Annotated in this window: 13 protein-coding genes and 1 riboswitch; of the genes, 1 reads left to right on the top strand and 12 read right to left on the bottom strand. The window is 63.3% G+C overall.

The window, feature by feature from the left end; translation table 11 throughout:
* Nucleotides 1–75 precede the first annotated feature (75 nt).
* Nucleotides 76–351 carry a hypothetical protein gene (locus IGS55_RS25105; RefSeq protein ID WP_230518315.1) on the top strand — a complete coding sequence of 92 codons (276 nt, stop codon included), beginning with the start codon at nt 76–78 and terminating at the stop codon, nt 349–351.
* Here the strand turns inward: IGS55_RS25105 and IGS55_RS25100 are convergent.
* From IGS55_RS25100 to IGS55_RS25045, 12 genes are all read right to left on the bottom strand, one after another.
* On the bottom strand, nt 348–1,202 hold the full coding sequence (locus IGS55_RS25100) for a hypothetical protein (protein WP_230518316.1): 855 nt from the start codon (nt 1,200–1,202) through the stop codon (nt 348–350). The genes IGS55_RS25105 and IGS55_RS25100 overlap by 4 nt on opposite strands.
* Nucleotides 1,203–1,385: 183 nt before the next feature.
* Nucleotides 1,386–2,492 carry an S-(hydroxymethyl)glutathione dehydrogenase/class III alcohol dehydrogenase gene (locus IGS55_RS25095; RefSeq protein ID WP_230518317.1) on the bottom strand — a complete coding sequence of 369 codons (1,107 nt, stop codon included), beginning with the start codon at nt 2,490–2,492 and terminating at the stop codon, nt 1,386–1,388.
* A gap of 93 nt (nt 2,493–2,585) precedes the next feature.
* Nucleotides 2,586–3,218 carry an ANTAR domain-containing response regulator gene (locus IGS55_RS25090; RefSeq protein WP_034749164.1) on the bottom strand — a complete coding sequence of 211 codons (633 nt, stop codon included), beginning with the start codon at nt 3,216–3,218 and terminating at the stop codon, nt 2,586–2,588.
* Between the two features lie 78 nt (nt 3,219–3,296).
* Nucleotides 3,297–3,908 (bottom strand): thiamine phosphate synthase, encoded by a 612-nt coding sequence (gene thiE, locus IGS55_RS25085; protein WP_230518318.1) that lies wholly within the window; start codon nt 3,906–3,908, stop codon nt 3,297–3,299.
* Between the two features lie 10 nt (nt 3,909–3,918).
* Nucleotides 3,919–4,674 carry a hydroxymethylpyrimidine/phosphomethylpyrimidine kinase gene (locus IGS55_RS25080; RefSeq protein WP_230518319.1) on the bottom strand — a complete coding sequence of 252 codons (756 nt, stop codon included), beginning with the start codon at nt 4,672–4,674 and terminating at the stop codon, nt 3,919–3,921.
* Between the two features lie 8 nt (nt 4,675–4,682).
* Nucleotides 4,683–5,474, bottom strand: coding sequence for a thiazole synthase (locus IGS55_RS25075; protein ID WP_230518320.1), 792 nt, complete (start codon nt 5,472–5,474; stop codon nt 4,683–4,685).
* Between the two features lie 15 nt (nt 5,475–5,489).
* Nucleotides 5,490–5,702, bottom strand: a complete 213-nt coding sequence (gene thiS, locus IGS55_RS25070) for a sulfur carrier protein ThiS (protein ID WP_230518321.1) — start codon at nt 5,700–5,702, stop codon at nt 5,490–5,492.
* An 11-nt stretch (nt 5,703–5,713) separates the two neighbouring features.
* Nucleotides 5,714–7,627 carry a phosphomethylpyrimidine synthase ThiC gene (gene thiC / locus IGS55_RS25065; protein WP_230518322.1) on the bottom strand — a complete coding sequence of 638 codons (1,914 nt, stop codon included), beginning with the start codon at nt 7,625–7,627 and terminating at the stop codon, nt 5,714–5,716.
* Nucleotides 7,628–7,706: 79 nt separating this feature from the next.
* A riboswitch (TPP riboswitch) is annotated at nt 7,707–7,822 on the bottom strand.
* A gap of 83 nt (nt 7,823–7,905) precedes the next feature.
* A complete protein-coding gene (locus IGS55_RS25060) occupies nt 7,906–8,160 on the bottom strand; it encodes a hypothetical protein (RefSeq protein ID WP_034784794.1) in 255 nt (84 codons plus the stop codon).
* A gap of 39 nt (nt 8,161–8,199) precedes the next feature.
* The gene (locus IGS55_RS25055) at nt 8,200–9,006 is read right to left on the bottom strand and encodes a response regulator (RefSeq protein WP_230518323.1); all 807 of its coding nucleotides are present in this window, start codon (nt 9,004–9,006) and stop codon (nt 8,200–8,202) included.
* A gap of 28 nt (nt 9,007–9,034) precedes the next feature.
* Complete coding sequence (locus IGS55_RS25050) at nt 9,035–10,939, bottom strand: PAS domain-containing hybrid sensor histidine kinase/response regulator (protein ID WP_230518324.1); 1,905 nt, start codon at nt 10,937–10,939, stop codon at nt 9,035–9,037.
* 45 nt (nt 10,940–10,984) lie between these two features.
* On the bottom strand, nt 10,985–11,725 hold the full coding sequence (locus IGS55_RS25045; RefSeq protein WP_230518325.1) for a Crp/Fnr family transcriptional regulator: 741 nt from the start codon (nt 11,723–11,725) through the stop codon (nt 10,985–10,987).
* Nucleotides 11,726–11,951 lie beyond the last annotated feature (226 nt).

Raw genomic sequence — 11,951 nt, 5'->3', positions numbered from 1 at the left:
TGCATTTGTCCAGCGGTCGCGGCATTTTACCCACGCGCGCTACAATCGCCATCCCGACACCTCAGCCTGCATCCCATGACACCACCGACCCACCTCGACGGCGCCCGCGTACTGGCCTGGGCCTGGTCCGGCCTGCCCTTCGGCCACGTCACCAATGAGCAGGGCGGCGCCCCCATCGCCATCCACGGCCTGGCCGTGTGCCGCTACGCAGACGAAGCGCGCGTCTACCGTTTCAGCTGCGACGCGCAGTGGGAAACGGTGCAGGATGACGTGTATGCCAGCGAGAATGAGGCCAGGGAGCAGCTGCCGGCGCAATACCGCGCCGTGGCCGCCACCTGGCATAGAGGCTAACGCACCAGCTTCGCCTTGCCTTCGCTGAGCGCCTGGGCGATCACCTGGCGCGTGGTCTTGTCGGCGATCTTGACGACTTTTTCCTGCTGGCGGCCCAGGTCACCCATTTGCTTGCCCAGCGCTTCCATCGGCTTGCTGCGCTGCTCCATCTGGCGCGACATCTGCTCCACTTTCTCGGCCTCGCGCTCGTGCACGTCGGCGATGCGGTCGTTGATCTCTTCCATCTCTTCCTGCGCATCTTCCATCTGCTGCTGCAGGCGTTCCACGTCGCGCTCGGCCGCGCGGCGCGCCGTATCGCTCGCCGCCAGCGCCTGGCGGCGCGAGGCGTCACCAAGCTTGCGGCCCAGATCCTGCTGCTGGCGGCCCAGCGCGCGCAGCTGTTCCGACTCGCGCGCGCTGCCTTTTTCCAGACTGCGGGCACCCATCTTGCGGCCCATTTCGCCCATGGCCTTGCCATGCGCGCCCATTTGATCGCCGAGCGCGCTCATCTCCTTGCCGATCTGTTTCGAAGGCTGCCATGCCGCGCGCACCTTGCCCAGCAAGGCCGCATCCTGCAGCACGTAGGCCTGCCCCTGGTCGCGGAACCACAGGAACGGCCCCTTGATCGAGCGCTTGAGCTTTTCCACCTGCTGCGAGTGAATATCGCTGTCGACGACGATGACGCCCTCGCTATCCGTGGCGCCATCGACGAGCGCATAGCTTTCGTCCTTGTCAAGCGAACGGCTGACCTGCACGCTGGGTGCGGCCGGCGGGGCAGGCGGCGCGGGCGGCTGCGGCGGCTGCACGGCCAGCGCACTGCCGCCAAGCAGGATACCGGCCAGGCTGAGGATCAAACGGTGGGAAGTGGACATGGCTGCCTCGTCGCAAAAGTAGTGGAGCATTGACTTTAGCGGCGGATGGAGCACGGCTCCAGCGCGGTGCGACAGGCTGCAAAAAGACCGGCCTGGATGGCAGACACGGACGATGGATGGAACGCCGGGCAAAAAAACGGAGGCCGCAGCCTCCGCAAAAACGCCGTGGTACGGCGTAATGTATTAGTACAGCACGACGGAGCGGATCGATTCACCGCTCTTCATCAGGTCGAAGCCCTGGTTGATGTCCTCGAGCTTCAGGCGGTGCGTGATCAAATCGTCGATGTTGAGCTTGCCTTCCATATACCAGTCGACGATCTTCGGCACGTCCGTGCGTCCCCGTGCGCCACCGAAGGCGGAACCTTTCCACACGCGTCCCGTCACCAGCTGGAATGGACGGGTGGAAATTTCCTGGCCGGCCGCCGCCACGCCGATGATGATGGACTGGCCCCAGCCCTTGTGGCAGCACTCGAGCGACTGGCGCATGGTGGTGGTGTTGCCGATGCATTCAAACGAATAGTCGGCGCCGCCGTCCGTCAGCTGCACGATGGTGTCGACCACGTTTTCCACCTCGTTGGCGTTGACGAAATGCGTCATGCCGAACTTGCGCGCGATTTCCTGGCGCGCCGGGTTGATGTCCACGCCGATGATCTTGTCGGCACCGACCATCTTGGCTGCCTGGATCACGTTCAGGCCGATGCCGCCCAGGCCGAACACCACCACATTGGCGCCCGCCTCGACCTTGGCCGTGAACAGCACGGCGCCCACGCCCGTCGTCACGCCGCAGCCGATGTAGCAGACCTTGTCGAACGGCGCGTCTTCGCGGATCTTCGCCAGGGCGATTTCCGGCACGACGATGTAATTCGAGAAGGTGGACGTGCCCATGTAATGGAAGATGGGCTTGCCGTCGATGGAAAAGCGCGAGGTGGCATCCGGCATCAGGCCGCGGCCCTGGGTCGAGCGGATCGACTGACACAAGTTGGTTTTTTGCGACAGGCAGAATTTACACTGGCGGCATTCCGGCGTGTACAGGGGAATGACGTGGTCATCCTTTTTCAGGCTTTTCACGCCCGGGCCCACGTCGACGACGATGCCGGCGCCTTCATGGCCGAGGATGGACGGGAAGATGCCTTCCGGATCGGCGCCCGACAAGGTGTAGTAATCGGTATGGCAAATGCCCGTGGCCTTGATCTCGACCAGTACTTCGCCCTCGCGCGGGCCGGCCAGGTCGACTTCCTCGATGGTCAAAGGCGCGCCCGCCTTCCATGCAATCGCTGCTTTGGTTTTCATGTGTGTCCTGTGGTGTGTGCTGTGTATGGTTGAACCGGGCGCGCCAGCGCGCCGTATCGCCACATCATAGCAAAGCAGGCGCCAGGAAAACGCTTACTTGGTTTTCGCGCGGTTCAAAAAGGCGCCGTGCAAGCCGTTCAGGGTTTCCTCGGCCAGCAGCAGCTGGCTGGCGATTTCATTGATCTTGCGGCGGCTGGAGCGGGCGTGGTCGCGCAGCACTTCGAAAGCCGTGTTGCGGTCCGTCTGGAACTTGCCCATCAGCAAACCCACGGCCAGGCTCGTTTCGCGGCCGGCGGCCAGCGCCGCGTTCAGGTTCAGCTCGGTGCGGCGCAGCTGGCGGATTTCATCGGCACGCGCCAGGCCCGCTTCAAACGCGGGCATCAAGCGGCCTTCATCGACGGGTTTCACCACGTAACCGACGGCGCCGTAGGCGGCCGCCTGCTTGCCCGATTCGCTGTCGCCGCTGCCGGACAGGAACATGAACGGCACGGCCGTTTCGCCATGCAGGCGCTTGGCCAGTTCCAGGCCTGACATGCCCGGCATGTGGATGTCGAGCAAGGCCAGGTCCGGCTCGCGCTGGGCGATCAGCTGCAGCGCCACTTCGGCCGAATGGGCCAGGGCTGTTTCGTAGCCGGCATGGCGCAGGACTTCGCCGAGGAATTCCAACAGGAGCTGGTCATCGTCAACGATCAGGATAAGGCGTTTCGCGGCGGCTGGCTGGCTCATGGGTGGGGGACCTCGGTAATGAATGATGTTCTTATTATATGCCGATTATTGCCCCAAACCAGCCCTGCACGTCGATGCTCACGCCGCAAACAAGTGATTGAATTGCTGCACCGCAATATCCACATCGTCCGCCTGGTAGACGCTAGTGATGGCCGCCACCATGTCGGCACCTCGCGCGGCCAGCGGCGCGGCGTTCTCCGGCGTCATGCCGCCGATCACCACGCAAGGCAAGGCAATCTCGCGTTTCGCCTGCAGCACGATGTCGAGCGGCGTCGTCACCGGGTACTTTTTCACCAGCGATGGGTAAAAGCCGCCGAAAGCCACGTAGCTGGCGCCACCCGCCTCAGCCGTCCGTGCCAAGGCCATGTCGCCATAGCACGAGGCACCGACGATCTTGTCCTTGCCCAGGCGCGCACGTACCTGCGCGACGGACGCATCCGTGCCGCCCACGTGCACGCCATCCGCGTCGAGCTCTTCGCACAGTTCGATAAAATCGTTGATGATGAAAGACACGCCATACTTGCGGGCCAGGGCCAGCAAGGCGCCCGCCTGCTCACGCCGCTGATCCGCTTCCGCGCTCTTGTGGCGGTATTGCAGCAAGGCCACGCCCTCCTGCAAGGCTTGCTCGCTCACGTCGAGCAGGCGGTCGGTGTCGTCCCAGTTCGGGGTGACCAGATACAGTCCACGCATGATATTTTCCTTATTGAATGAATCGTTGCGGCATCAGTTGGCCTGGCGCAATCGCATAGGCGCCGGCCAGGGCCGCATGGCAATAGCGTTGCGCGCCATCGAGCGCCTCTTGCATCGGCATGCCTTGCGCCAGGCGCGCCGCGATGGCCGAGGCCAGGGTGCAGCCGCTGCCGTGAAATTCTCCGGGCAAGCGCGGCCAGCGCCACGCGTGCTCCCTGCCATCGGCGTCAAACCAGCGGTTGACGATCACCTCGCCTTCGCCATGGCCGCCCGTCACCAGCACGTTCCGGCAGCCTTGCGCAAGTAAATTGTCTGCGCCACCGAGGGCCAGCGCTTCCGGCCCGTTCGGTACGATCACGGTCGTCACCGGCAGCAAGGGCGCCAGCGCCAGCACGGCATCGTCCCGGCTGAGCACGTCGCCATGGCCGCTGGCCAGCACGGGATCGAGCACGACAGGCAAGTCCGGCCGAATCAGCCGCAATTGCGCGATCAGTTGCGCGATGACGGCCGCATTCGCGGCGCTGCCGGGAATGCCGATCTTCACGGCATGAATCGCCATCTTGTCGATCAGCGCCTGTGCCTGCCGGCGCAGCAATTCCGGCGCCACCGGCTCGACACCGAAGACCCTGTCGTTGTCCTGCACCGTCAGCGCCGTGATGGCGGGCAAGGCATGCGCGCCCTGCGCCGCAATCGCCACGATATCGGCGGCGATGCCGGCGCCGCCCGACGGATCGGCGCCGGCGAACACGAGCACAGTGTGGCGCATCGGCACCGTCACGCCAGGCGGCCCGCCATCGGCGACGACGGCGACGCGGCAAATTTACGCGGCATGCGTCCCGCCAGGAACGCTTCGCGCCCGGCCCGCACGGCCAGCTTCATCGCGTGGGCCATGCGCACGGGGTCGCGCGCACCGGCAATGGCCGTATTCATCAGCACGCCATCGCAACCGAGTTCCATGGCGATGGCCGCATCCGATGCCGTGCCCACGCCGGCATCGACGAGCACGGGCACTTTCGCCTGCTCGATGATCAGCGACAAGTTCCACGGATTCAAGATGCCCATGCCCGAGCCGATCAGGGACGCGAGCGGCATGACGGCCACGCAGCCGATATCTTCCAGAATCTTCGCCTGGATCGGGTCGTCGCTACAGTAGACCATCACGTCAAAACCATCCTTGACCAGCGCTTCGGCCGCGATCAACGTTTCCGGCATGTGCGGGAACAGGGTCTTTTCGTCACCGAGCACTTCGAGTTTCACCAGATTGCGCCCGCCCAAGAGTTCCCGCGCCAGTTGCAGGGTGTAGACGGCGTCCTTGGCGTTGTAGCAGCCGGCCGTGTTCGGCAAAATCGTGTACTGGTCCGGCGGCACGAAGTCGAGCAGGCTGGGCGCGTTCGGATCCTGCCCGATATTCACGCGCCGGATGGCCACCGTGATGATCTGCGCCTCGGCCGCATCCGTCGCTTCGCGCGTCTGCGGCAAATCCTTGTACTTGCCGCTACCGACCAGCAAGCGCGATGGATACTGTTTTCCTGCGATGCTCAGCAGGTCGTTGTTATTACTGTTCATTGCTTTTTCCTTAGTTCAGCCGCCGCCGATGGCGCGTACAATTTCCACTTGATCCTGGGTTTGCAAAACCTGTCCCGGCCACGCCTTGCGCGGCACGACATTGCGGTTGACGGCCAGCGCCAGCGCCTGGTTTTCCAGCGACAGCGCGGCGATCAATTGGTCCAGGGTTTGCCCCGGCGGCACCTGGTGCGGCGCGCCGTTGAGCATGATGTTGATGAATGCAGGCATCACGCTCTCCCTCAGACCTTGCGGTACAGCTCGGCGCCGTTCTTGATGAATTCGATGGCCTTGATTTCCATGCCTTGCTTGAGCGCCTTGTCTTCCGCGATGCCCATGCCGGCCGCGTATTCGCGCACTTCCTGCGTGATCTTCATCGAACAGAAATGCGGGCCGCACATGGAGCAGAAATGCGCCACCTTGGCCGAATCCTTGGGCAAGGTTTCATCGTGGAATTCGCGCGCCTTGTCCGGGTCCAGGCCAATGTTGAACTGGTCGTCCCAGCGGAATTCGAAGCGGGCTTTCGACAGCGCGTTGTCGCGGATCTGCGCGCCCGGATGGCCCTTGGCCAGGTCGGCCGCGTGCGCCGCAATCTTGTAGGTAATAATGCCATCCTTGACGTCCGCCTTGTTGGGCAGGCCCAGATGTTCCTTCGGTGTCACGTAGCACAGCATGGCCGTGCCATACCAGCCGATCATGGCCGCGCCGATGCCGGACGTGATGTGGTCGTAGCCTGGCGCGATGTCCGTCGTCAGCGGCCCCAGCGTATAGAACGGCGCTTCGCCGCACTGCTCCAGCTGCAAGTCCATGTTTTCCTTGATCAGCTGCATCGGCACGTGGCCCGGGCCTTCGATCATCACTTGCACGTCGTGCTTCCACGCGACTTGCGTCAGCTCGCCCAGGGTTTTCAGTTCGCCCAGCTGCGCCTCGTCGTTGGCGTCGTAGATGGAGCCCGGGCGCAAGCCGTCGCCCAGCGAGAACGACACGTCGTACGCCTTCATGATTTCGCAAATCTCTTCGAAATGCGTGTACAGGAACGATTCCTGGTGGTGCGCCAGGCACCATTTCGCCATGATGGAGCCGCCGCGCGAGACGATGCCCGTCAAGCGCTTGGCCGTCATCGGCACATAGCGCAGCAGCACGCCCGCGTGGATGGTGAAGTAGTCGACGCCCTGCTCCGCCTGTTCAATGAGGGTGTCGCGGAAGATCTCCCACGTCAGATCCTCGGCCTTGCCGTTGACCTTTTCCAGCGCCTGGTAGATGGGCACGGTGCCGATCGGCACGGGGCTGTTGCGCACGATCCATTCGCGTGTCTCGTGGATATGCTTGCCGGTGGATAAGTCCATCACGTTGTCGCCGCCCCAGCGGATGGCCCAGGTCATCTTTTCCACTTCCTCGCCGATCGACGAAGTGACGGCCGAATTGCCGATATTCGCGTTGATTTTCACGAGGAAATTGCGGCCGATGATCATCGGTTCGACTTCCGGGTGGTTGATGTTGGCGGGAATGATGGCGCGGCCGCGGGCGATTTCCTCGCGCACGAATTCCGGCGTAATTTCGGCGGGAATGCTGGCGCCGAAGGACTGGCCCGGGTGCTGGCGGCCCATCAGGTCGGCCAGGCGTTCGCCCATGGGGCCGGAAGCTTTCAGTTCACGCAGATATTCCTGGCGGCGCATGTTTTCGCGGATGGCGACGAATTCCATTTCCGGCGTGATGATGCCCTGGCGCGCATAGTGCATTTGCGTAACGTTCTTGCCGGCGATGGCGCGGCGCGGCTTGCGGTGCAGATTGAAACGCAGCTCGGCCAGCTTCGGGTCCGCCAGGCGGGCGATGCCGTAGTCGGAGGTGGGGCCGGGCAATTCTTCCGTGTCGGCACGTTCCATGATCCACGGCAGGCGCGGCGTGTCGAGGCCCGAGCGGATGTCGATCTGCACGTCCGGGTCCGTGTACGGGCCGGAGGTGTCATAGACGTAGATCGGCGGATTCTTTTCGCCGCCGAACGACGCTTCCGTGTCGGACTGGCTGATTTCGCGCATGGGCACGCGGATGTCGGGGCGGCTGCCTTCAACATAGATCTTGCGCGAATTGGGCAGCGGCGCGATGGCGGCTTCGTCGACCGTGGCGGTGGCGGAGAGGAATTTCGGGTTGGCGTTCATTTTGGCTCCTTGGCTAGACTATTTTTAAGCCTGGAGCCAGCTAAGGAGGTTCGGCTGCGCGCACGCGGAAAGGCGGGGTGCGTTCATCCTAAAGCTTCCCTTCGCTGGCATTATCCAGATCAGGTTCGGAGGGTATTTCTCACCCGCGCTTGCACTGTGTTTCCACAGCGAAAGGCAGGACCCCTAGCGTTTGCCGCCTTGCGGCAGCGAGCCAATTATACGCGGTTCACGCCGCGCGGCCAGATGATTTCTTGCAGGTGTCGTCTTTGTACATCGCTCTACTTCTTCTTGCCCCAGCGCCAGCTGGTCGGTTCGCCCTTCAGCTGGCAGATGAAAATGAGCACGGCAACGATGGCCACTTCATAGACGATGTAGCCGACGAGCATGGTTTGCGGCGGGAACAGGAAGGCGCCGCAGGCGAACAGCGCCAGCGCGGCCAGGAACACCAGCCAGCCCTGCCACGTGATGGGCAAGCCCCAGCCCCAGCCATAGGTCTTGGCGGGGAACCAGTAGGAGGGAGATTTGTCAGCCATGATGCTTTCCTTGTCGATGTGGATGGCAGCAAGTATAAATCACGCTCCCCGCAAGCGCTCCGTGACATCGAGGCCGATGCCCCGGTAGCCGATGAAGCGGCTGCCATTGTCGAACATCGGTTCGCCGCTGACCTGCAGGTACTGCGTGCTGCCGTCGAGGTTGGCGCGGCTGTAGATGAAATCGAGAAACGGTTCGCGCGCGGCAATTTTTGCGTCGAGCAAGGCGCGCTCGGCGGCGTTCCAGCGCTGCGGCTCTTGCTCGCTGCCGATGCCCAGCATCTCGGCCACGGGGCCGGAAAAGCGCGTCAGGTTGCCCTGCGCATCCTGTTCCCAGTACCAGTCGGACGACAGTTCCGTGAAACGCTGGAAGCGCGCTTCGCTTTCGCGCAATTCCGCCGTGCGGTCTTCCACCATCTGTTCCAGCGACTTGTTGTATTCGGCCAGCTTCTGGTACAGCAGGCGCACTTCCAGCATGTTGTGGATGCGCGTCTTGACTTCCACCAGGTCGAACGGTTTGCTGACAAAATCCTTGGCGCCCGCCTGCAGCGCGCGCAGCTTGTGGCCGGGCTGGGCCGTGATCACCAGCACGGGCAGATAGCTGCCCGCCTCGATGTCGCGCAAGCCTTCCATGACTTCGAATCCATCCATTTCCGGCATCTGCAAGTCGAGCAGGATCAGGTCGTAGCGGTGCTGCTGGTGCAGCGCACGCACGGCTTGCGGGTCCATGGTGGACGTGATGCGCGTATAGCCGGCATTGCGCAGCACCTGTTCCAGCAGCATGACGTTCGCCTCCTGGTCATCGACGATGAGGATGCTGGCGTTCAGAATCTCGGTGGCTTGAAGCATGGCGGTATTCCTAAAAATAAATGCTGAATTAGCGTACTGCGTGAATGTCGTCGGCCAGGCCGTGCGCGGCCGCATGGTGCAGGGCCACATCGAGCGCATCCATGAATTCGACGACCTTGATCGGCTTGGTCAGGTAGCGGAAGAAGCCCGCTTCCAGGCCCTTCTCGATGTCGCGCGGCACGGCGTTGGCCGACAGGGCCATCACGGGAATATGTTTCGTGAGCGGGTCGTCATGCAGGATGTGCAGGGCGCCAAAGCCGCTGATGCCGGGCAGGTTGATGTCCATCAAGATCACGTCCGGCTGATACGTGCGCGCCAGGTCGATGCCCAGGTGCGCATCGATGGCCGTGAGCAATTTCAAATCGCTGCGGCGGGCGATCAATTGCTCGACCAGCGCCAGGTTGGCGGGATTGTCTTCCACGTACAGCAAGGTGCGCTGGCTTTCCTGCGGCTCCTGCACCTGCGGCAGCGCGTCGCCGTCGCCCAGCACCAGTGCCGGCGCGCTGCTGGCGGCCAGCTCAAACCAGAACGTGGTGCCCACGCCGACCGTGCTGTCGACGCCGATGGTGCCGCCCATCAATTCGACCAATTGCTTGGTGACGACGAGGCCGATACCCGTGCCCTCTTCCGTGCTGTTTTCCTGTCCCAGGCGATTAAATGGCTGGAACAGCTGGGCTACCTGGCCCGCATCGAGTCCGGCGCCGCTGTCGCGCACGCTCACGCGCACACGTTCGCCATGCCGGCTGCATTCGACGCTGACGGCGCCGCCGCCCTGGTTGTACTTGATGGCGTTCGACAGCAGGTTGACCATCACCTGTTTCACGCGCGTGCGGTCCGCATGCACATAGAATGCCTGGCCGCAGCGGGGGAAATGCATGCGGATGCCGCGCTTTTCCGCCTGCGGCGCGATCATCGCCTGGCAATCCTGCAACACGTCAAGCAGCGACATGGCTTCCTGCGACAAGGTGACCTTGCCCGATTCGATCATGGCCAGGTCGAGGATTTCATTGATCAGGCGCAGCAGATACCAGCCACCCTTGAGAATTTGCTCGATCGAGCGCTGCTGCGGCGGGCTCGGCGGCGGCACGTCGGAGGCCATCAGCTGCGCAAAGCCCAGCACGGCATTCAGCGGCGTGCGCAATTCGTGGCTCATGCTCGACAGGAATTCGGACTTGGCGCGGTTGGCCTTTTCCGCCACCTGGCGCGCCTTTTTCAACTCCGCATTGTTGGTCTCGACCAGCGAGCGCGTATACGCCTGCTGCTCCTGCAGGCGCTGGTCCAGCAAGGCCTGTTCCGCTTCGACCTGCTTGCGCGCCGTGTTGTCCGTGCCGATCAGCAGGTAGCCGATGACCTTGCTTTGCGCATCGCGCAAGGCCGTCACGGAGACGATGGCGGGGAAGCGGCTGCCATCCTTGCGGATGTAGGTCAGTTCATAGATGTCTTCGATGCCGCGCGTGGCCTTGAACACGAGCGCTTCCACGCCGGGCGTGATGACGGTATCGAGTTCGGCACTGAGGGCGGCGGCGCGCGCGACGATTTCTTGCGCGTCGGAAATACCGGCCGGCGTCAGTTTGTCGACCACGTCGCTCGCCGCATAACCGAGCATGCGTTCGGCGCCCACGTTGAAAATCTGGATCACGCCCTGCGCATCGGTGGCGATGCACGAGAAATTGGCACTGTTGAAGATCGCATCCTGCAAGGCGCCCGCCTTGAGCAGCTGGCGCGGCAGGCTGGCCGCCAGGGTGCGCCGGTACAGCGCCACGAGCAGCATCAGCAGCAAGAAGACCAGCGCGTCGATGACGCAGGCCGTCTCGAACGGCGCGCGCCAGGCCAGCAGGCCGATGGCCAGCAGCACGATGGCGCTGAACGAAAACGCCAGCGCCATGGGCCAGCGCGACGGTGCGCGCGGGGGAGTGTTTTCAACAGATTGCATGGGGTAGCCCGGGCTGTGACAACGATAAGAGAGAGGATGCGGTGTTCAAAGCGCCTGGCGCTGGCGCACGTCCGACAGCAGGCGCGTGAATTCCTTCTTCACCACGCCATAGCATTCGCACACATGGCCTTCGAGGCCGGCGCGGTCGAGCACGGAGATATGGCCGCGCCGGTAGCTGATGAAGCCCCGCGTCTGCAAACGCCCGGCCGCTTCCGTCACGCCTTCGCGGCGCACGCCCAGCATGTTGGCAATCAACTCCTGTGTCATGGTCAGCTCGCGGTTCGGCAGGCGGTCCATGGTCAGCAGCAGCCAGCGGCACAGCTGCTGTTCCACAGTATGGTGGCGGTTGCACACGGCCGTTTGCGACATCTGCGTGATCAGCGCTTGCGTATAGCGCAGCAGCAAACGCATGACGGGGCCGGCGCGGTCGAACTCCTCCATCAGCAGGTGGGCCTTGAGCCGGTAGCCGACGCCGCCTGTCTGCACGACGGCGCGGCTCGGTGTCGAGTTGCCGCCCATGAACAGCGACACGCCCACGATGCCCTCGTTGCCGACGCCGGCGATCTCGGACGAGCCGCCGTTTTCCAGCAGGTAATGGATGGAAACGATGGCCGTGGTGGGGAAATACACATGCTGCAGCTTGTCACCCGAGTCGTAGATCACGTCGCCCAGCAGCATGGAGACTTGCTCCAGATGGGGAGCCAGGCGCGCGAAATCGGCGTCGAGCATGGCGGAGAGCAGATGGTTTTGATTCGGGTTGTGCAGCTGGGCATGCGGACTCGACATGGGCAGTTTTCCTGGTTTCCAGTCGTCAGCTAGGGAGATAGGTGAAAGACGTCCGAACGAGGGGCGCCATATGCAGCAGCGTAACACAGCGCCTGCACAGTGACCCGAGTATATTTCTTACAGGCATGCTTGTCCGTTCGGTAGCGAACGGACCCCGCAGCGCTTGCCGCCCTACAGTCAGTCACTGCCAGGGCTGCCGGATCATGGATCGGCGCCGGCGCTGCTA

This window comes from Janthinobacterium sp. EB271-G4-3-2 (assembly GCF_020858035.1).
GTDB classification, from domain to species: Bacteria; Pseudomonadota; Gammaproteobacteria; order Burkholderiales; family Burkholderiaceae_D; genus Janthinobacterium; species Janthinobacterium aestuarii.
The sequence above is the reverse complement of the archived record's forward strand: the minus strand, read 5'-3'. Positions and strand labels throughout refer to the sequence as shown.

Bases quoted from the DNA above. Each gene is read 5' to 3' on its own strand.
- IGS55_RS25105 (WP_230518315.1), top strand. From the start codon at position 76: ATGACACCACCGACCCACCTCGACGGCGCCCGCGTACTGGCCTGGGCC.
- IGS55_RS25100 (WP_230518316.1), bottom strand. From the start codon at position 1,202: ATGTCCACTTCCCACCGTTTGATCCTCAGCCTGGCCGGTATCCTGCTT.
- IGS55_RS25095 (WP_230518317.1), bottom strand. From the start codon at position 2,492: ATGAAAACCAAAGCAGCGATTGCATGGAAGGCGGGCGCGCCTTTGACC.
- IGS55_RS25090 (WP_034749164.1), bottom strand. From the start codon at position 3,218: ATGAGCCAGCCAGCCGCCGCGAAACGCCTTATCCTGATCGTTGACGAT.
- thiE (WP_230518318.1), bottom strand. From the start codon at position 3,908: ATGCGTGGACTGTATCTGGTCACCCCGAACTGGGACGACACCGACCGC.
- IGS55_RS25080 (WP_230518319.1), bottom strand. From the start codon at position 4,674: ATGCGCCACACTGTGCTCGTGTTCGCCGGCGCCGATCCGTCGGGCGGC.
- IGS55_RS25075 (WP_230518320.1), bottom strand. From the start codon at position 5,474: ATGAACAGTAATAACAACGACCTGCTGAGCATCGCAGGAAAACAGTAT.
- thiS (WP_230518321.1), bottom strand. From the start codon at position 5,702: ATGCCTGCATTCATCAACATCATGCTCAACGGCGCGCCGCACCAGGTG.
- thiC (WP_230518322.1), bottom strand. From the start codon at position 7,627: ATGAACGCCAACCCGAAATTCCTCTCCGCCACCGCCACGGTCGACGAA.
- IGS55_RS25060 (WP_034784794.1), bottom strand. From the start codon at position 8,160: ATGGCTGACAAATCTCCCTCCTACTGGTTCCCCGCCAAGACCTATGGC.
- IGS55_RS25055 (WP_230518323.1), bottom strand. From the start codon at position 9,006: ATGCTTCAAGCCACCGAGATTCTGAACGCCAGCATCCTCATCGTCGAT.
- IGS55_RS25050 (WP_230518324.1), bottom strand. From the start codon at position 10,939: ATGCAATCTGTTGAAAACACTCCCCCGCGCGCACCGTCGCGCTGGCCC.
- IGS55_RS25045 (WP_230518325.1), bottom strand. From the start codon at position 11,725: ATGTCGAGTCCGCATGCCCAGCTGCACAACCCGAATCAAAACCATCTG.